The sequence below is a fragment of the Streptomyces polyasparticus genome, assembly GCF_014493765.1.
Classification (GTDB): Bacteria; Actinomycetota; Actinomycetes; order Streptomycetales; family Streptomycetaceae; genus Streptomyces; species Streptomyces polyasparticus.
On record NZ_JACTVJ010000002.1, the window covers coordinates 168615 to 188205 of the forward strand.

18 protein-coding genes are annotated in these 19591 nt (G+C 68.9%); 17 read left to right on the forward strand and 1 reads right to left on the reverse strand.

The window, feature by feature from the left end:
- Positions 1–288 precede the first annotated feature (288 nt).
- The 17 genes from H9Y04_RS02825 to H9Y04_RS02905 all read left to right on the forward strand — a co-directional run bounded on the left by H9Y04_RS02825 (position 289) and on the right by H9Y04_RS02905 (position 18890).
- Entirely contained in the window at positions 289–1077 is a 789-nt protein-coding gene (locus tag H9Y04_RS02825) for an enhanced serine sensitivity protein SseB (RefSeq protein WP_236070546.1), read from the forward strand.
- Positions 1078–1261: 184 nt separating this feature from the next.
- Positions 1262–2032, forward strand: coding sequence for an enhanced serine sensitivity protein SseB C-terminal domain-containing protein (locus H9Y04_RS02830; RefSeq protein WP_187812025.1), 771 nt, complete (start codon positions 1262–1264; stop codon positions 2030–2032).
- Between the two features lie 205 nt (positions 2033–2237).
- Entirely contained in the window at positions 2238–3908 is a 1671-nt protein-coding gene (locus H9Y04_RS02835; protein ID WP_187812026.1) for an ABC transporter substrate-binding protein, read from the forward strand.
- Positions 3909–4039: 131 nt separating this feature from the next.
- Positions 4040–5044, forward strand: a complete 1005-nt coding sequence (locus H9Y04_RS02840; RefSeq protein ID WP_187812027.1) for an ABC transporter permease — start codon at positions 4040–4042, stop codon at positions 5042–5044.
- Positions 5044–6006: an ABC transporter permease gene (locus H9Y04_RS02845; RefSeq protein WP_187812028.1), complete on the forward strand. Its 963-nt coding sequence runs from the start codon at positions 5044–5046 to the stop codon at positions 6004–6006. Before H9Y04_RS02840 ends, H9Y04_RS02845 begins: the two co-directional genes overlap by 1 nt.
- 6 nt (positions 6007–6012) lie before the next feature.
- A complete protein-coding gene (locus H9Y04_RS02850) occupies positions 6013–7050 on the forward strand; it encodes an ABC transporter ATP-binding protein (RefSeq protein WP_236070547.1) in 1038 nt (345 codons plus the stop codon).
- Entirely contained in the window at positions 7047–8435 is a 1389-nt protein-coding gene (locus H9Y04_RS02855) for an ABC transporter ATP-binding protein (protein WP_187812029.1), read from the forward strand. The genes H9Y04_RS02850 and H9Y04_RS02855 overlap by 4 nt, the downstream gene beginning before the upstream one ends.
- 233 nt (positions 8436–8668) lie before the next feature.
- Positions 8669–9667 (forward strand): ABC transporter permease, encoded by a 999-nt coding sequence (locus H9Y04_RS02860; protein ID WP_187812030.1) that lies wholly within the window; start codon positions 8669–8671, stop codon positions 9665–9667.
- 66 nt (positions 9668–9733) lie between these two features.
- Complete coding sequence (locus tag H9Y04_RS02865; protein WP_187812031.1) at positions 9734–11500, forward strand: ABC transporter substrate-binding protein; 1767 nt, start codon at positions 9734–9736, stop codon at positions 11498–11500.
- Between the two features lie 122 nt (positions 11501–11622).
- Complete coding sequence (locus tag H9Y04_RS02870; RefSeq protein ID WP_187812032.1) at positions 11623–12633, forward strand: ABC transporter permease; 1011 nt, start codon at positions 11623–11625, stop codon at positions 12631–12633.
- A gap of 17 nt (positions 12634–12650) precedes the next feature.
- On the forward strand, positions 12651–13709 hold the full coding sequence (locus H9Y04_RS02875) for an ABC transporter ATP-binding protein (protein WP_308800850.1): 1059 nt from the start codon (positions 12651–12653) through the stop codon (positions 13707–13709).
- Positions 13706–14791: an ABC transporter ATP-binding protein gene (locus H9Y04_RS02880; protein WP_308800843.1), complete on the forward strand. Its 1086-nt coding sequence runs from the start codon at positions 13706–13708 to the stop codon at positions 14789–14791. Before H9Y04_RS02875 ends, H9Y04_RS02880 begins: the two co-directional genes overlap by 4 nt.
- A 3-nt stretch (positions 14792–14794) precedes the next feature.
- The gene (locus H9Y04_RS02885) at positions 14795–15460 is read left to right on the forward strand and encodes a trimeric intracellular cation channel family protein (protein ID WP_187812034.1); all 666 of its coding nucleotides are present in this window, start codon (positions 14795–14797) and stop codon (positions 15458–15460) included.
- 60 nt (positions 15461–15520) lie between these two features.
- Positions 15521–16375 carry a thioesterase family protein gene (locus tag H9Y04_RS02890; protein ID WP_187812035.1) on the forward strand — a complete coding sequence of 285 codons (855 nt, stop codon included), beginning with the start codon at positions 15521–15523 and terminating at the stop codon, positions 16373–16375.
- Positions 16376–16438: 63 nt separating this feature from the next.
- Positions 16439–16948: an RNA polymerase sigma factor gene (locus tag H9Y04_RS02895; protein WP_187812036.1), complete on the forward strand. Its 510-nt coding sequence runs from the start codon at positions 16439–16441 to the stop codon at positions 16946–16948.
- On the forward strand, positions 16948–17586 hold the full coding sequence (locus H9Y04_RS02900) for a hypothetical protein (protein ID WP_236070548.1): 639 nt from the start codon (positions 16948–16950) through the stop codon (positions 17584–17586). Before H9Y04_RS02895 ends, H9Y04_RS02900 begins: the two co-directional genes overlap by 1 nt.
- A gap of 140 nt (positions 17587–17726) precedes the next feature.
- Positions 17727–18890, forward strand: a complete 1164-nt coding sequence (locus H9Y04_RS02905; RefSeq protein ID WP_187812037.1) for a cysteine desulfurase family protein — start codon at positions 17727–17729, stop codon at positions 18888–18890.
- Positions 18891–18896: 6 nt separating this feature from the next.
- Here the strand turns inward: H9Y04_RS02905 and H9Y04_RS02910 are convergent, their stop codons facing one another.
- On the reverse strand, positions 18897–19580 hold the full coding sequence (locus H9Y04_RS02910) for an N-acetylmuramoyl-L-alanine amidase (RefSeq protein WP_438818065.1): 684 nt from the start codon (positions 19578–19580) through the stop codon (positions 18897–18899).
- Positions 19581–19591: the final 11 nt, after the last annotated feature.

Below are 19591 nucleotides of genomic sequence, written 5' to 3' on the forward strand. Positions count from 1 at the left end.
TCTCGACACTGGTCGCCGGAGGCCCGGCGCTTGTTACGGCCACCCTTGAAGCGGCGTACACGCACCGCAACCAGACGGGAGCGCAGCGTGGCCATCCGGGTGTACGGGGCGGCCGGGTGGGCTACGGCGTTAGGGTCGAGGCCGCGCGTGCGGCGGTGTTCCGGAGTCGTACGCGAGACGTACCGGGAAGCCGTACGCGCGAGGTGTGCAGGGAAGCCGTACGCGCGGGGCGTGCCGAGGAGCCGTACGCGCGGGGCGTACACAGGAAGTGAGCAGGTGGGGCGGACGATGGGCGACATTCCCGAGCAGGGCATGACGGATGCGTACGGCCATCCGCAGGGCTGGCCCGCCAACGAGCTGGAACAGGTCCTCGCGGCCTCGCTCGGCGCCGGGCCCGCCGCGGCCGGCCGCATCCTGGAGGTGCTCGGCCGCAGCTTCGTCTGGGTGCCGCTGCCGAACGGGGGAGGGCGCGGCAGTCTGAACCTGGACGTGCCCACGCTCGAACTCGACGGCCAGGCCTACGTCCCGGTCTTCAGCTCGCAGCAGCAGCTCGTGCAGGTCACCGGCCCGGCCATGGCGTACACCGTCGCGCCCGCCGTGGACTTCGCGCGGGGTCTGCCGCCGCAGGCCGGCCTGGTCGTGAACCCCGACGGCGCGGTCGGCATCCCGCTGCCGCCCGCCGCGGTCGCCGAACTGTGCCGGGCGGGACGCACCCCGCTCGACGGACCGGCGAGCGGCGGCCGCGTACGCCTGCGCGAACCCGACTGGAAGGAGGACCCCGTCGACTTCCTGCGGGCCGCCTCCGAGGAGTTCGAGGCCACCGGCGTGGTCCTGTCCGCCCGCCGGGCCCTCGCCGCGATCGAGACCGCCGACCCCGTGCTGTTCGTCGGCGTCGAGCTCTCGCACTGGGAGGGCGCGGACCGCAACCTCCCGATGGACGCGCTCGGCCGCGCGCTCGGCCGCAGCGCACCGCCCTGGCCGGTGAACCTGGTGCTCCTCGACGTCGCCCAGGACCCGGTCGGCGACTGGATGACCGCGAAGGTCCGCCCCTTCTACCGGCGCGAGCACGTCCAGTGATTCCGTACGGCTGCGGGCGCTGCGGAATGCGGTACGGAAAACCGGCGGGCGAATAAGTCACGGGGACCGTCAAGTCGGTGTCAGAAGTGCCGCATAAGCTGGTTACATAGCCCGGGCCGGTACGTCTCGTTGACGGACGTAACGGTGCGGGGTGAAGGAAAACGGGGCGAAGGGGCGGTCAAGAGTGAGTGCGTCGGGCACGGCTGCGGCCGGGCAGGTCGAGCACATGCTGCGCCAGGTGACACCCGGGCGGTACGACGCGTACGAGGCGCTGCTCCAGGCCGTCACCGATGGCCGGATCTGGATGCTGCTCTGGCACGGCCAGGCGGGCTCGCCCGACGCCCAGTACGGGAACATGGAGATCGACGGTTTCTCGTACGCCCCCTGTGTGACCTCCGCCCAGGAGCTCGCCGCCTCCGGCTGGAACCGGGCGCACGAAGTCGTCTCCGGACTCGACGTCGCCCACACCCTCTACCCCGACCACTACGGCCTGTGGCTCAATCCGCACGCCCCCGGCGGCGGCGTCGGCGTCCCGTGGCTCGATCTGCGCCGTATCGCCACCGGCCTCGCGAAGGTGCCCGCCGGACCCCTGCGGCTCTCCGAGCCCACCATCGACATCGCGCAGTTCTACGCGCAGCTCAGCCAGAACGCGCATCGCACCCCCGCGGTCCGCTCCCTGCGCCGCGCCTGGGTCCAACCCGCCCTCGGCGCCCCGTACTTGGCGATCGGCCTCGACGTGTACGACACCTCGCCCGGCGCGGTCGACTCGGTGCGCGTGATGATGCAGCAGTCCATCGCCTCCGTCCCGGACGGCCTGCCGGTCTCCACCGTCGCGATGTCCGACGAGTACGACCCGGTCACGATGTGGCTGCGCGCCAACTCGCGCCCGTTCTACGACCGCGAGGCACACGGCCCGGCGGGCGGCGGTGGCTACGGGTATCCGCCCGTTGGCTGAGCGCGAGCATCGGCGGCGAATAGACCCCATCGCGGGGTGAGTGGGCCGGTTGGGGCGCCATGTCCCGTACCGAGGCGATTTGTTGGGTCCCTGGGTCTCATCTAGGTATCACCGCTATGCGGACCATTCTCCGCCGTGAGCGGTGACTGTAGTGTGCGGCGAAGTTCATGATCTCCCGGCATTCGCCGAACTCAGGGGTGGAGCAATGCGAATACTGAAATCCCGTGGCGCGCGCATGGCCACGGCGGCCGTCGCGGCCACGCTGGTCGTCACTGCTTGCGGTAGCGACCGTGACAAGGGCGGCGACGAGGGCAAGGGCAAGGACACTTTCGTGTTCGGTGCCCCTGGTGACCCGAGTTCGCTGGACCCGTCCCTCGCGAGTGACGGCGAGACCTTCCGCGTCACGCGTCAGGCCTTCGAGGCGCTGATCGAGCACGAGCCCGGCGGCACGAAGATGGTCGGCGGCCTCGCCGAGAAGTGGTCGAGCGACGCGACCGGCAAGGTGTGGACCTTCAACCTTCGCAAGGGTGTCGAGTTCCACGACGGCGACAAGTTCAACGCCGCCGCCGTGTGCGCCAACTACGACCACTGGTACAACCTCAAGGGCGGCTACCAGTCCTCCGCGTTCTCGGAGTACTGGCAGTACATGTTCGGCGGCTTCGCGAAGAACGAGGACCCCGAGCTCCCCAAGTCGAACTACAAGTCCTGCACCGCCAAGGACGAGAACACCGCGGTCATCGAGGTCAACGAGGCCTCGGCGAACCTGCCGGGTGCCTTCTCGCTGGCGCCGTTCGCGATCCACTCTCCGAAGTCACTCAAGGAGATGGACAAGCAGCAGGCCACGGCCGAAGGTGACGCGATCACCTACCCCGAGTACAGCCAGAAGCCTGGCATTCTCGCGGGCACGGGTCCGTACAAGCTCAAGAGCTGGAACAAGGGCAACAAGGAAATCACCCTTGAGGCCTTCGACGGCTACTGGGGTGACAAGGCCAAGGTCAAGAACTTGGTCTTCCGTACGATCGACACCGAGGACGGCCGCCGCCAGGCGCTCCAGGCGGGCGACATCGACGGGTACGACCTGGTCGCCCCCGCCGATGTGAAGACGCTGGAGCAGGCCGGTTTCCAGGTTCCGACGCGTGACGTCTTCAACCTGCTCTACCTGGGCTTCACCCAGGAGAAGAACAAGGCCCTCGAGAAGCTCGAGGTGCGTCAGGCGATCTCGCACGCGATCAACCGCGAGTCCATCGTCAAGACCCAGCTGCCCGAGGGCGGCAAGGTCGCGAACCAGTTCATGCCCGACACCGTCGCCGGCTTCTCGGACAAGGTGACCGAGTACGCCTTCGACACCGACAAGGCCAAGTCGCTTCTCAAGGACGCGGGCGAGTCCGGTCTCAAGCTGAACTTCTGCTACCCGACCGAGGTCACCCGGCCGTACATGCCGGCCCCGCAGGACATCTTCGAGTCGGTCAAGTCCGACCTGGAGAAGGCCGGCGTCAAGGTCAACCCGAAGCCGATGAAGTGGAACCCGGACTACCTGGACGCCACCAAGACCGGTGCGTGTGACGCGTACCTGCTCGGCTGGACCGGTGACTTCAACGACGGCTTCAACTTCATCGGTACCTGGTTCGCCAAGTACGACAAGCAGTGGGGCTTCAAGAACGACAAGGTCTTCGACGCGGTGAACGCCTCGTCCAAGGTCGTCGACCCGGCCGGCCGCGTGGACGCCTACAAGGCCGCGAACGAGGCCATCATGGAGTTCATCCCGGGCGTGCCGATCTCGCACTCCCCGCCGTCGATCGCCTTCGGCAAGAACGTCAACCCGCCGAAGGTCTCCCCGCTGACGCAGGAGAACTTCGCCGAGGTCTCCTTCAAGTAAGCACAGCACCACATCACTTGGCAGTACGGTCCCGCCCGGCCACATGAGCACCACCGTGGCCGGGCGGGCCCGTAGCGCCACACCCGTCAGCACGTGAGCGAAACAGCAAGAAACAAGAAAGGGGCTGCGGGGTGCTGAGACTCGTCATACGAAGACTGCTCCAGCTCATTCCCACCCTCCTCGGCTTGTCGGTTCTCCTCTTCCTGTGGTTGAACCGGCTTCCCGGCGGACCCGCCTCAGCGATCCTGGGCGAGCGGGCCACGGAGGAGAAGAAGGCCGCGATCAACAAGCTGCTCGGTCTCGACCAGCCTGTGTATGTCCAGTACTGGCGCTTCCTCAAGCGCATGGTCCAGGGCGATCTCGGCACCTCGATCCAGACCGGGCAGCCGGTCTGGGACGAGTTCACCCTGCGCTTCCCCGCCACGGTCGAGCTCTCCCTGATGGCGATCCTCATCGCGATCGTCGTGGGCATCCCGCTCGGCTATCTCGCCGCTCGCCGGCGCGGCGGCTGGCTCGACATCACCGCGGTCTCCGTATCGCTGGTCGGCATCTGCATTCCGGTGTTCTTCCTCGCGCTGATCCTCAAGGGGATCTTCGCCGTGAAGCTCGGCCTGCTGCCGAGCTACGGGCGCCTGGAGACCGGTATCAACGCCACCGAGGTCACCGGACTCGCCATGCTCGACGGGCTGCTCACCGGCGAGTTCGACGCCACGTGGGACGCGTTCAGGCACCTGATCCTGCCGTCCGTCACCCTCGCCTCCATTCCGCTCGTCGTCATCGTCCGGATGACCCGCGCCAGCGTCCTGGAGGTCCTCGGCGAGGACTACGTGCGCACCGCCGAGTCCAAGGGCCTGGAGGCCCGCGTCGTGCGCGGCCGGCACGTGCTGCGCAACGCGCTGCTCCCCGTGGTCACCGCGGTCGGCCTGCTCACCGGTGCACTGCTCTCGGGCGCCGTCCTGACTGAGTCGGTGTTCTCCTTCGAGGGCATCGGCAAGTTCCTCTACGACGCCATCGGCGGCCGCGACTACCCCGTACTCGTCGGCTTCATCATGCTGATCACCATTGTCTTCGTCCTGATCAACCTCCTGGTCGATCTCGCCTACAGCATCATCGACCCGAGAGTGCGGGTGAACTGATGAGTCTCGTCACCCCGAACACCAGCAAGATCGACCGTCTTGCCGAGCTGACGGCCACGCACGAGTCCAGCAGTGGTAACAGCCTCTGGCGCGAGGCATGGGGCCGGTTGCGGCGCAGCAAGGCCGGAGTCATCGGCGCCGTGGTCATCGCCGTCTTCGTCGTCCTGGCGGTCGTCGGTCCATGGTTCGCCCCGCACAACCCGGCCGCACAGATCTGGCGCGACGAAGTCCTCATCAACAAGGGGGAGTTCGTCGGACCGCGCGGCGAGAACTGGTTCGGTCTCGATCACCTCGGCCGTGACCAGTTCTCAAGGTTCCTGGTCGGTGCCCGGCAGACTCTTCTCGTCGGTGTGGTCTCCATGCTGATCGGCCTGGTCATCGGCGCGATCATCGGTGGTGTCTCCGGTGCGGCCGCCACGCTCGGCGGCCGGAACGGCAAGCGCTTCGACACCTTCGTCATGCGTGTCACCGACATCATGCTGGCGCTGCCCTCGCTGCTCCTGGCCGTGTCCATCGCGGCCGTGCTCGGTCAGTCGCTCACCACCGTGATGATCGCCGTCGGTGTCGTACAGATCCCCATCTTCGCCCGGCTGCTGCGCGGCTCGATGCTGGCGCAGGGCAACAAGGAGTACGTCCTGGCGGCGCGGTCGCTCGGCATCCGCAAGCGGCGCATCGTCATGACGAACATCCTGCCCAACTCGCTGTCCCCGGTGATCGTGCAGGCGACGCTCAGCCTCGCGACCGCGATCATCGAAGCGGCCGCCCTGTCCTATCTCGGTCTCGGCAGCCCGGACCAGTCCGCGCCGGAGTGGGGCGCGATGCTCACCCAGGCCCAGCGGTTCTTCGACAACGCGCCGATGATGTCCGTCTATCCGGCGGTCGGCATCATCATCACCGCCCTCGGCTTCACGCTCCTCGGCGAGGCCATGCGCGAAGCGCTCGACCCGAAGTTGCGAGGCTGATCTGCCATGGCACTGCTCTCAGTTGACGAACTCACCGTCACCTTCGGCGGCCGCGGGCGCGCGTCCAAGGCGGTCGACGGCGTCTCCTTCGACGTCGACCAGGGTCAAGTGGTAGGCCTCGTGGGCGAATCGGGCTGCGGCAAGTCCGTGACCTCGCTCGCCCTCATGGGTCTGCTGCCGAGCAAGGGCGTCGAGCTCGGCGGGCGCGCCGACTTCGACGGCACCAACCTGCTCACCATGAGCCAGCGCGAACTGCGGGACATGCGCGGCAGCCAGCTCGCGATGATCTTCCAGGACCCGCTGTCCTCGCTGAACCCGGTCGTGCCGATCGGCGTCCAGGTCACCGAGATCCTGCAGCGGCACCGCGGCCTCAAGGGCGAAGCCGCCCGCAAGGAAGCGGCGCATCTGCTCGACCGCGTGGGCATCCCGGACCCGACCCGCCGGCTCAAGGAGTACCCGCACCAGCTCTCCGGCGGTATGCGCCAGCGTGCGCTGATCGCCATGGCTGTTGCGTGTGCCCCGCGCCTTCTTATCGCGGACGAGCCGACCACCGCGCTCGACGTCACCATCCAGGCGCAGATCCTGGAGCTCCTCAAGGAGCTGGTGGACGAGGAGGGCACCGCGCTCCTGATGATCACCCACGACCTGGGTGTCGTCGCCGGCCTGTGCGACCAGGTCAATGTGCTCTACGCGGGCAAGGTGGTGGAATCCGCGGACCGCCACGAGCTGTTCGCCCACCCCATGCACCCGTACGCGCACGGCCTGCTCGAATCGATCCCGCGCCTGGACGCGCCGCGGGGCGAGCCGCTCAAGCCGATCCGCGGTTCCATCAACGACCGCATCGCCTGGGCCGACGGCTGTGCCTTCGCGCCCCGCTGCGACTACTACACGATGGAGTGCCTGACCGGCACTCCCGCCCTGACCGAGCCCGCCGCGGCCGGCCACCAGGTCCGGTGCGTCAACCCCGTCAGGGAGCCGGTCGAGATCGCGACCCTGGACACCCCCGACGTCACCGCGACGGCGCATGGAGGGACGAGCGCATGAGCCTCCTTGAACTGAACGACGTCAAGGTCCACTTCCCCATCAAGAAGGGCCTGATCTTCGACCGTACGGTCGGACACGTCTATGCGGTCGACGGCATCTCCCTGAAGGTCGAGGCCGGTCAGACCTACGGCCTGGTGGGTGAGTCGGGCTGCGGCAAGACGACGCTGGGCCGCGCGGTCCTTCGCCTGGTCGACATCACCAGTGGTGAAGTCGTCCTGGACGGGACCGACTTGGCCTCGCTGCCCGACAAGGAGATGCGCACGATGCGGCGCCGGCTCCAGATGGTCTTCCAGGACCCGCTCGGCAGCCTCAACCCGCGTCAGAATATCGAGTCGATCCTCTCCGAGGGCATGGCCGCGCACGGCATCGGTGCCGACCAGGCGGAGCGCCGCGAGAAGATCCGCGCGATCCTCGCCAAGGTGGGCCTGCCGTCCAACGCGCTGTCGCGCTACCCGCACGAGTTCTCGGGCGGTCAGCGTCAGCGCATCGGCATCGCGCGCGCCCTGGTCCTGGAACCGGATGTGATCATCTGCGACGAGCCGGTGTCCGCGCTCGACGTGTCCATCCAGGCGCAGGTGGTCAACCTGCTCGACGAGCTCCAGGAGGAACTGGGCCTGACGTACGTCGTCATCGCCCACGACCTCGCGGTGGTCCGGCACATCTCCGATGTCATCGGCGTGATGTACCTGGGCTCGCTCGTGGAGGAGGCGCCCAGCGACTCGCTGTATGCGGAGCCCAAGCACCCGTACACGAAGGCGCTGATGTCGGCGGTGCCGATCCCGGACCCGACGGTCGAGGAGGCCCGCGAGCGCATCCTGCTCACGGGCGACCTGCCCTCGCCCGCCAACCCGCCGTCCGGCTGCCGCTTCCACACGCGCTGCCCCTGGGCGCAGCCGAAGTGCAAGGAGGACCGTCCGCAGCTGCGGGAGGTCGGCGAGGGCCACCGTGTGGCCTGCCACTTCGTGGAGGACATCGACTCCGGCCTGCTCCAGATCGGCGCCAACCACGCGGCCGTCGTTCCGGCGGCCCGTACGGAGGAAGCGGGCATCGAGGCCGCAGCCGCCAAGGCGGCCGAGGCCGAGGCCGCGGCACCGAAGGCAGCTGTGTCCGAGGGCGCGGCCACCGATGCCGAGGCCGAGGCCGCCACCGATGCCGAGGCCGGTCAGGCTCCCGAAGCGGAATCCGCGGAAGAGGCTGTCGAGACCGAGGCGGCCGAGACCGAAGCGGTAGAAGCCGAAGCGGCTGAGACCGAAGCGGCTGAGACCGAGGCGGTCGAGACCGAGGCGGCAGCGACCGAAACGGACGAGATCAAGCCGTCCGAAGCCGAGGCGGCCGAAACCGACTCGACAGAACCCGCCAAGGACTCCACCGCACAAGGTGCGTAACAGAACCGCACCACGCCGGCCCCAACCGGCCCCCCAGAAGCCCCCGGGACATTTCCCGGGGGCTTTTGGCTGCTCATGGCACCTATCCGCCCAACCGGTGCTGCCAGCACAGGAATTACGGTTCCGCAAACTTCCTGGTCGACCACTGGTGCGTGATCTAGATCACGTTGAAGACTCCCGGAAGGCAGGCGAGCTATCAGGCCAAACCCTCTGGGTCTGGAGGTCCGACGCACGTGACTGCACCGATTGAGACCACAGCGGCGAGCGCCGAGGCGCAGCCGGAAGCCGTGCTCGCAGGAGCCGGACGGAGTCAGATCGAAGGGCGCTCGCTCGGCCAGATCGCGTGGACCCGGTTCAAACGGGACAAGGCGGCGATGGCGGGAGGCGTCGTCGTGGTCTGTCTGGTGCTGATGGCGGCGCTGTCCAAGCCCATTCAGGCGATCTTCGACCTGGACCCCAACAAGCTCAACCAGGACCTCGTCGACCCGGCCCTGCAGGCACCCAAAGGGGCCTGGGGCGGCATGAGTTGGGATCATCCGCTCGGTGTCGACCCCGGCTTCGGGCGCGATCTGCTCGCCCGGGTGATCGAGGGTTCCTGGGTCTCGCTGCTCGTGGCGGTCGGCGCCACCCTGGTCTCGGTGCTGATCGGTGTGATCCTCGGAGTGATGGCGGGGTACTACGGCGGCTGGGTCGACAGTGTCGTCAGCAGGCTGATGGACACCTTCCTCGCCTTCCCGCTGCTCCTGTTCGCGATCTCCCTGTCGGCCTCCGTGCAGGACGGCTTCTGGGGACTGACCGGACTGCCCCTCCGTATCGCGGTGTTGATCTTCGTCATCGGCTTCTTCGCCTGGCCGTACATCGGCAGGATCGTCCGTGCCCAGACGATGAGCCTGCGCGAGCGCGAGTTCGTGGAGGCCTCGCGTTCGCTCGGCGCGCGCGGCCCGTTCATCATCTTCCGCGAGCTGATGCCCAACCTGGTCGCGCCGATCCTGGTGTACGCGACGCTGCTGATCCCCACGAACATCCTGTTCGAGGCCGCCCTCAGCTTCCTCGGCGTGGGCATCGCCCCGCCGCAGGCCTCGTGGGGCGGCATGCTCACCGACGCGGCGGACCGCTATGAGTCCGATCTGCAGTACATGTTCGTGCCCGGACTCGCGATCTTCATCACGGTCCTGGCCTTCAACCTCCTCGGAGACGGGCTGCGCGACGCCCTGGATCCCCGGAGCAAGTAGTTCCCGCAGCAAGCACTCCCGTGCCGTACGCATCCGTCGGCATCGAATTCAGGAGGCAGCCTCAGCATGAAGACCAAAAAAGTCTCGGCCGTCCTCGCGACGGCGCTCGCGCTGGCGCTGACCGCGTCGGCATGTGGCGACTCGGACGACGGTGACGGCGACAACAACAACAAGAACGGCAAGAAGGCCGCCGCCGACGCCGCACTCGAATCGATCGTGAACCCGTCCTCGAAGAAGGGCGGCACGGTCACCTTCGAGCACTCCGACGTTCCGGACTCGCTCGACCCCGGCAACAACTACTACGGCTGGGTGCAGAACTTCTCGCGTCTGTACGGGCGTTCACTCGTCAGCTTCAAGCCGGCCGCCGGCGCCGAGGGCCTGGAGCTCGTGCCCGACCTCGCCGAGTCCCTGGGCCAGCCGAGCGCGGACGCGAAGACCTGGACGTACAAGCTGCGCAAGGGCGTGAAGTTCGAGGACGGTACCGAGGTCACCTCGAAGGACGTCAAGTACGCCGTGGAGCGCTCCAACTTCGCACCGGAGGCGCTGTCCAACGGGCCCACGTACTTCAAGGCGTATCTGGAGGGCGGCGACAAGTACAAGGGGCCGTACAAGGACAAGAACCCCGAGGGCATCGCGTCCATCCAGACCCCGGACGACCACACGATCGTCTTCAAACTCGCCAAGCCCTTCGCGGACTTCGACTATCTGGCGACGTTCAACCAGACCATGCCGGTGCCCCGGGCCAAGGACAAGGGCGCGGCCTACGTCCAGAACATCGTCTCCTCGGGCCCCTACAAGTTCGAGTCGTACAACGAGGGCCGCAGCGCGGTCCTCGTGCGCAACGACCAGTGGGACAAGAGCACCGACCCGATCCGTCCCGCGCTGCCCGACCGGATCGAGATCAAGTTCAAGGTCAACCCGACCACCGTCGACCAGCATCTGCTCAACGACCGGATCACCGTCGACGCGGCCGGCACCGGTGTGCAGTCCAAGAACCAGCCGAAGGTCCTCAAGGCATCGGAGAAGGACCAGACGGACAACCCGTACGCGGGAGCGCTGTCGTATCTGGCGATCTCGACGAAGGTGGCGCCCTTCGACAACATCGAGTGCCGCAAGGCCGTCCAGTACGCGGTCGACAAGGCCTCCGTGCAGCAGGCGCTCGGCGGCGACACCAAGGGTGACGTGGCCTCGACGATGCTGCCGCCCTCGGTCAACGGCTATGCGAAGTTCGACATGTACGCGACCGACGGCAACAAGGGCGACGAGGCCAAGGCCAAGGAGCACCTGGCCGCGTGCAAGCAGCCGAACGGCTTCACCACCAACCTGTCGGCGCGCGCCGACCGTCCGGACGAGATCGCCATGGCCACCGCCATCAAGGCCTCCCTGGAGAAGGTCGGGATCAAGGCCGAGATCAAGCAGTTCCCCTCCGGCAAGTACTTCACCAACTTCGCCGGCAACCCGAGCTACGTCCATGAGCACAAGCTCGGTCTGATGATGACGGCCTGGGGCGCCGACTGGCCGACCGGCTTCGGCTTCCTCGACCAGATCGTCAACGGTGCGGCGATCAAGCCCTCCGGTGGCAACAACATCCAGGAACTGGACGACCCCAAGGTCAACCAGGGCCTGAGCGACGGCATCGGGATGACCGACGCCGCCGAGCGCACCAAGAAGTGGGGCGAGGTCGACAAGCTCGTCATGGAGACGGCCTCCGCGGTCCCGCTGATCTACCGCAAGAACCTGCTCTACCGCCCGGACTCGGCAGCCAACGTCACCGTCACCCAGGCCTATCTGGGGATGTACGACTACTTGCTGATCAGCACGAACAAGAACTAGGCCGGCCGGCACCACAGGCGCCGAATCCCCATCCGGGCAAGGGATTTCCGAAAGGCAGGTGAAGGCCTCGATGTCCGCCGGACCGGGCGCACCCGGTCCGGCGGACATTGCGCCGCCCCACTGTGACCGCCTATCTCATCCGCCGTCTGTTCGCCGCGATGATGCTGCTCCTCGTGGTGAGCGCCGTCACCTTCGCGATCTTCTTCCTCGTGCCCAGGCTCGGCGGGCAGTCGATCGACGAGCTGGCCGTGCAGTACGTCGGCAAGGACGCCAACCCCGACTCGGTCGCGGCCGTCAAGAAGAACCTGGGCCTCGACCAGCCCCTGATCGTGCAGTACTACGACTTCATCAAGGCGATTTTCGTGGGCGCCGAGTACAAATTCGGCCCCGACGCCTCCAAGTGCGACGCCCCCTGCTTCGGCTACTCCTTCCGCAGCCACATCGAGGTCTGGCCCGAGATCACCCAGCGCATCCCGGTCACGCTGTCGCTCGCGGTCGGTGCGGCCGTCCTGTGGGTGATCTCCGGTGTCACCATCGGGGTCGTCTCGGCCCTCAAACGCGGCTCGTTCATCGACCGGCTCGCGATGGCCGTAGCGCTGCTCGGCGTCTCGCTGCCGATCTTCTTCACCGGTCTGCTCGGTCTGGCGCTGTTCACCTCGCAGTGGCCGATCTGGGAGAGCGTGGACTACATCCCGATCACCGAGGACCCCGGCGAATGGTTCTGGAACCTGATCATCCCGTGGTGCTCGCTCGCCTTCCTCTACTCGGCGCTCTACGCCCGGCTCACGCGCGCCGGAATGCTGGAGACGATGGGCGAGGACTACATCCGTACGGCCCGCGCCAAGGGCCTGCGGGAGTCCAAGGTCGTCGTCAAGCACGGCCTGCGCGCGGCACTCACCCCGATCGTCACCATCTTCGGCATGGACTTCGGCCTGCTGGTCGGCGGCGCGATCATCACCGAGCAGGTCTTCTCGCTGCAGGGAATGGGCGCCTACGCGGTCCAGGCCGTCAAGGACAGTGATCTGCCCATCGTGATGGGCGTGACCCTGGTCGCCGCGTTCTTCATCGTCTTCTGCAACCTGATCGTGGACCTCCTGTACGCGGCCATCGACCCCAGGGTGAGGTACTCGTGAGCGAACTCGAATCCCAGGTGGGCCGTCCGTCCGTACCGGGTCCGCGGACACAGAAGGACGTCTTCCTGTCGGTACGGGATCTGCGCATCCACTTCGATACGGACGACGGCCTGGTCAGATCCGTCGACGGGATCTCCTTCGACCTGCGCCGGGGGCGGACCCTGGGCATCGTGGGCGAATCCGGGTCCGGCAAGTCGGTGACCTCGCTGGGCATCATGGGCCTGCACCGTTCGCAGCGGGCCCGGATCACCGGTGAAGTATGGCTGGACAACGACGAGTTGATCGGATCGAGCGAGGACTTCGTCCGCCGCCAGCGCGGCCGCAGGATGGCCATGATCTTCCAGGACCCGCTCTCCGCGCTGCACCCGTACTACACGGTGGGCGCGCAGATCACCGAGGCCTATCGCGTGCACCACCCCGTTGCGAAGAAGGTCGCCAAGGCGCGGGCCGTCGACATGCTGGACCGCGTCGGCATCCCCGAACCGGCCAAGCGGTACTCGAGCTATCCGCATGAGTTCTCCGGCGGTATGCGCCAGCGCGCGATGATCGCGATGGCCCTGGTCAACAACCCCGAGCTGCTGATCGCCGACGAGCCGACCACCGCGCTCGACGTCACCGTGCAGGCGCAGATCCTGGACTTGATCCGCGATCTGCAGAAGGAGTTCGGCTCCGCGGTCATCGTCATCACCCACGATCTGGGCGTGGTCGCCGAGATCGCCGACGACCTCCTGGTGATGTACGCGGGCCGCTGCGTCGAGCGCGGCACGGCCGAGCAGGTCTTCGCGGCTCCCCAACACCCGTACACCTGGGGCCTGTTGGGCTCGATGCCGCGCATCGACCGCGAGCAGACCGAACGCCTCATCCCGGTCCGCGGGACCCCGCCGAGCCTCATCAACGTCCCCGACGGCTGCCCCTTCCACCCGCGCTGCCCGTACGCCGACGTACCCGAGGACAACGTGACCCGCACCGTCCGGCCCGAGCTGCGCGAGGTCGGCACCGGCCACTTCACCGCCTGCCATCTCCCGCAGGAGGAACGGACCCGGATCTGGACCGAGGAGGTCGAGCCGAAGCTGTGAGCGATCTGACGAAGTCCCCGGATCCGGTGGAGCCCCTGCTCAAGGTGGACGGCCTGGTGAAGCACTTCCCGATCAAGAAGGGGGTGCTCCAGCGCACGGTCGGCGCCGTGCAGGCGGTCGACGGCATCTCCTTCGACGTACGCCCCGGCGAGACCCTGGGCGTCGTGGGGGAGTCCGGCTGCGGCAAGTCCACCATGGGCCGGCTGATCACCCGGCTGCTCGAACCGACGGGCGGGCGGGTCGAGTTCGAGGGCAAGGACATCACGCATCTGTCCGTGGGCCAGATGCGCCCGCTGCGCAAAGACGTCCAGATGATCTTCCAGGATCCGTACTCCTCGCTGAACCCCCGGCACACGATCGGCACGATCGTCGGCGCGCCCTTCCGGCTGCAGCGGGTGACCCCCGAGGGCGGTGTGAAGAAGAGCGTGCAGGAGCTGCTCTCGCTGGTCGGCCTCAACCCCGAGCACTACAACCGCTATCCGCACGAGTTCTCCGGCGGCCAGCGTCAGCGCATCGGCATCGCGCGCGCCCTGGCGCTCAAACCGCGCCTCGTGGTCGCCGATGAACCGGTCTCGGCGCTCGACGTCTCCATCCAGGCCCAGGTGGTCAATCTGCTCGACGACCTCCAGGACGAGCTCGGCCTCACGTACGTGATCATCGCCCACGACCTGTCCGTGATCCGCCACGTCTCCGACCGCATCGCGGTGATGTACCTCGGCAAGATCGTCGAACTGTCCGACCGGCAGCCGCTGTACGAGACCCCGATGCACCCGTACACCAAGGCGTTGCTCTCCGCGGTCCCGGTCCCCGACCCCAAGCGCCGGGCGGCCCGCACCTCCCGGATCCTGCTGCGCGGCGACGTACCGTCCCCGATCAGCCCGCCGTCCGGCTGCCGCTTCCACACCCGCTGCTGGAAGGCGACGACCGTCTGCAAGACGACCGAGCCCCCGCTCCTCGAACTGGCCCCGGCCCACCGGGTCGCCTGCCACCACCCGGAGAACGCGCAGGACCAGCAGCCCACCGACACCGAACGGCTGGCGGGGGCGCCCACGCAGGACGAGGTGGTGCGCACGTCAGAATGAACCGTGCTGCACGACCTGTTCTCCCCCTCCGTCCAACACGGCCTCGACATCGCCGGGATCTTCGTCTTCGCGATCTCCGGCGCCCTCCTTGCCGTACGCAAGAACTTCGATGTCTTCGGCATCGCGGTCCTCGCCGAGGTCACCGCGCTCGGCGGAGGCCTGCTGCGCGACCTGATCATCGGCGCCGTCCCGCCCGCCGCCTTCACGGACCTCGGCTACTTCACCACGCCGCTGTTCGCCGCCACCCTCGTCTTCTTCCTGCACCCCCAGGTCGAGCGCATCAACGGCGCCGTCAACACCTTCGACGCCGCGGGGCTCGGGCTCTTCTGCGTCACGGGCACCACCAAGGCGTACGAGTACGGGCTCGGCCTCACCGCCTCCGCGGCCCTCGGGCTCGCGACCGCCGTGGGCGGCGGTGTGCTGCGTGACGTGCTCGCCAACGAGGTCCCCTCGCTGCTCCGCTGGGACCGCGACCTGTATGCCGTTCCCGCGATGGTCGGCGCGGGCATCGTCGTGCTCTGCATCCGCTACGACGCGTTGAACGCCTACACCTCGGCGGCCGCGGTCATCACGGCGTTCGTCCTCCGCCTGCTCGCCATGCGCTACCACTGGCGGGCGCCGCGGGCGTGGAACCGGCGGTCGCACGCCAGCGAGGAAGCGGCGGCCTAGGATGGGCGGACGGAAGCACAAAGCTACCGCTCAGTAGCAAGCTGATGTACCGTGCACTGCATGACTCAGGGAACGTCGGCACAGGCCACCATCGGCGACAGCGAGTTCGATCGCGACACCGCGGTGACCTTGCGCGAGCCCGGGGTCTATGGCGCGGAACTCTCCGCCGGCTGGACCATCATCAACGCGGTCAACGGCGGCTATCTGCTCGCCGTCGTCGGACGCGCGCTCGGCCAGGCGCTGCCGCACGCGGACCCCTTCACGGTCTCCGCGCACTACCTCACCGCGTCCCAGCCGGGCCCTGCGGTCATCCGCACCGAGACGGTCCGCACCGGCCGCACCCTCTCCACCGGCCAGGCCTCGCTCTTCCAGCACGACGAGGAGGGCCGCGAGGTGGAACGGATCCGCGTGCTCGCCTCGTACGGCGATCTGGACGCGCTCCCCGACGATGTGCGCACCTCCGCCGCCCTGCCCACGATCCCGCCGGTCGACCAGTGCTTCGGGCCGCAGGACGCGCCCACCCCGATCAAGGGCAGCACGGCGATCACCGACCGGCTCTGGCTGAAGCTGGACCCGGCCACGCTCGGCTGGGCGCTCGGCGCTCCCTCCGGCAAGGGCGAGATGCGCTCGTGGTTCGGCCTCGCGGACGGCCGTGACGCGGACCCGCTCTCGCTGCTGCTCGCCGTGGACGCCCTGCCGCCCACCGCCTTCGAACTCGGCATCCAGGGCTGGGTCCCGACCGTCGAACTCACGGTGCACGTGCGCTGCCGCCCGGCCCCCGGACCGCTCCGTATCGCCATCTCCACGCGCAATCTGGCCGGCGGCTTCCTGGAGGAGGACGCGGAGGTCTGGGACAGCGCGGACCGGCTCGTCGCACAGTCGCGGCAGCTGGCCCGGACGCCGCTGGGGCGCTGAGCGCGGGAAATCTTTCCTGGCCGCGGTCTGTAAGGATGCGCCCGGTCCCTGACATATAGAGGTGTGAAGACCTCCAGGACCAGGGGCGACCGGGAGCGCGCCGCGCGGTTCACGGCCCTGTACCACCGTGACCAGCCGCGGGTGTGCGCCTATGTGCACCGCCGTACGGGCGACCGCGCGGCGGCCGAGGAGCTGACCGCCGAGGTCTTCCGCACCGCGTGGGAGCGGATGGCGGCCGGCCAGGACGTGGGCACCGGCTGGCTCTTCGTCACCGCGCGCAATCTGCTGAGCAACCACCACCGCTCGCTCGCCCGCCTGACCGAGCTGCACCGTGCCGTCGCCGACGCCTGCGGGCGCGCTCCCGCCTCGGCGCAGGACGACGCCGTGCTCGACGCGCTCGACCGGCTGCCGTCCGCCCACCGGGAGGTGCTGCAGCTCACCTACTGGGACGGGCTCGGCGCCGCGGAGGCCGGTGAACTGCTCGGCTGCAGCGCGTCCGCGGTGTGGGTGCGGCTGCACCGTGCGCGCAAGGCGTTCCGTGCCGCCTACGAACTCTCCCGGGAGCTGGTGTGATGCGCGTCAAGTCCCTGATCCGGAACGCCAATCCGGTCCCGCCGCCGGCCGGCCCGCTGTCGGACCGCGCCGCCCGCGAACTCGCCGCGCTGGTCGGACCGGACACGGCGCCCGCCCGCCGGGCTCCCGCACGCGGCCCCCGCCTCGCACTGGCCGTCAGCGCGGCCGCCGCGGTGATCGCCGCGGCGCTCTTCTTCGGTCTACGTGGCGGCGACGGTCCAGGGGAGGGCGGTCCCGGCGGCGGAGGCGTCATGGCCGACGAGCCGTACTACGGGACCACCGCCGAGCTGGAACGCGCCGCGGACGTGGTGCTCCGGGTACGGCTCGGCGCCGGGCGCCCGGTCGACGACGCGACGACGGTGGCCCCGGCCCGGGTGCTCGCCACCGGCAAGGGCCGCGCACCGGACTCGCCGATCGAGGTCGCGTACTCGACCCCGGGCACCGGCCCCGAGACGGCCCCGCTCACGGCCGGCGAGGAGTACGTCCTGCTGCTCTCCCTGGGCGAGGACGGTCGCTACTACCTGGTCAGCAGCGTCCAGGGCTGGTACGAGGTCGACGGGGGCAGGACTGTCGGGGACGAGGACAACGCGGTGCGCCTCAGCCCGGGGGTACGCGAGGCGCTGGGCCTCGCGGGCTGATCGGCTCCCTCCGCACCTCCACCCACCCGCACAAGCCGGTCAACCGCACCCGACCCACCCCTACAAGCCGGACAACCGCCCCCCCACGCAACGTTGCGCCGGACGAGCCCCCACCCAGCGCCTCGTAGAATCGACCCACCATGGCCTACCTCGACCACGCCGCCACGACCCCGATGCTTCCCGAAGCGATCGAGGCGATGACGGCGCAACTCCAAGTCGTCGGCAACGCCTCCGCCCTGCACGCCGCCGGACGCCAGGCCCGCCGCACCGTCGAGGAGGCGCGCGAGACGCTCGCCGAGGCGCTCGGTGCGCGGCCCAGCGAGGTGGTCTTCACCTCCGGCGGCACCGAGGCCGACAACCTCGCGGTGAAGGGCCTGTACTGGGCCCGCCGCGACGCCGACCCGGCCCGCACCCGCGTCCTGTCGAGCCCCGTCGAGCACCACGCCGTGCTCGACGCCGTGCACTGGCTGGCCGAGCACGAGGGCGCGACGGTCGAATACCTGCCGGTGGACGCGTACGGCCGGGTCCACCCGGAGGCGCTGCGCGAGGCCATCGGGCGCAACCCCGACGACGTGGCGCTCGCCACCGTGATGTGGGCCAACAACGAGATCGGCACCGTCCTGCCGGTACGTGAACTCGCGGACGTGGCCGCGGAGTTCGGCGTCCCGCTGCATTCCGACGCGGTCCAGGCCTTCGGCCAGCTCGACGTGGGCTTCGCCGCCTCCGGGCTCGCCGCGATGACGGTGAGCAGCCACAAGATCGGCGGCCCGTACGGCATCGGCGCCCTGCTCCTGGGGCGCGACCAGAGCCCCGTGCCCGTGCTGCACGGCGGCGGCCAGGAGCGCCAGGTGCGCTCCGGCACCCTCGACGTGCCCGCCGCGGCCGCCTTCGCGGTGGCCGCGCGGAGCGCCGTCGAGCACCGCGAGCGGTTCGCCGAGGAGATCGGCGGCCTGCGCGACGCGCTCATCGACGCCGTACGCGAGGCCGTCCCCGACGCGATCCTCGGCGGCGACCCGGAGCACCGGCTGCCCGCCAACGCCCACTTCACCTTCCCGGGCTGCGAAGGCGACTCGCTGCTCCTGCTGCTCGACGCCCAGGGCATCTCCTGCTCGACCGGCTCCGCCTGCACGGCCGGCATCGCCCAGCCCAGCCACGTGCTGCTCGCCACCGGCACCGACCCCGACCTGGCCCGCGGCACCCTGCGCTTCTCGCTCGGCCACACCTCGACCCGCGCCGACATCGACGAGCTGGCGAAGGCGATCGGCCCGGCGGTGGAGCGCGCCCGGGCGGCCGGGCTCAGCTGAGGCAGGTCACCGAGCCGCGGTCGTCGACTTGGGGCGGTTCGCGGCCCTGCGCACCAGCTCCATGTACCGGTCCCAGTCCCAGTGCGGCCCCGGATCGGTGTGCGTGGCGCCCGGCACCTCGTTGTGCCCGACGATGTGCTTGCGGTCGATCGGGATCTCGTAACGCTCGCAGATGTCCGCCGCCAGCCGCGCCGACGACTCGTACATCACCTTCGTGAACGACGACGGCTTGTCGACGAAGCCTTCGTGCTCGATGCCGACGCTGCGCTCGTTGTACTCCCGGTTGCCCGCGTGGAAGGCCACATCGAGCTCCCGCGCCATCTGCGTGATCTGACCGTCCCTGGCGCGGATCACATAGTGCGCGGCCGCCGCGTGCAGCGGGTCCTTGAAGACACGGATCGCCGTCTCGTAGCTGCCCTGCGTGACATGGACGACGATCCGGTCGATCTCATAGTCCGCGGGCCGGTCCGCGATCCGCAGATTCCCCGCGGAGGCCGCCACCCAGCGCGCGCCGGGCTGGTCCACCTCGCCCTCGGTGCGCTGCTTGTCCACGCCCGGGATCTTCCACCACAGGCGCCCGAGCTCCTCGCGGAACGCCAGCGCCGTGATGCCCGCAGCGACGGCCGTCCCCGCCCCGACAAGCAGGCCTCGGCGCTTGACGCCCTCGGCTCGGTCCTCTCCCACGGCCACCCCCGTTGTGC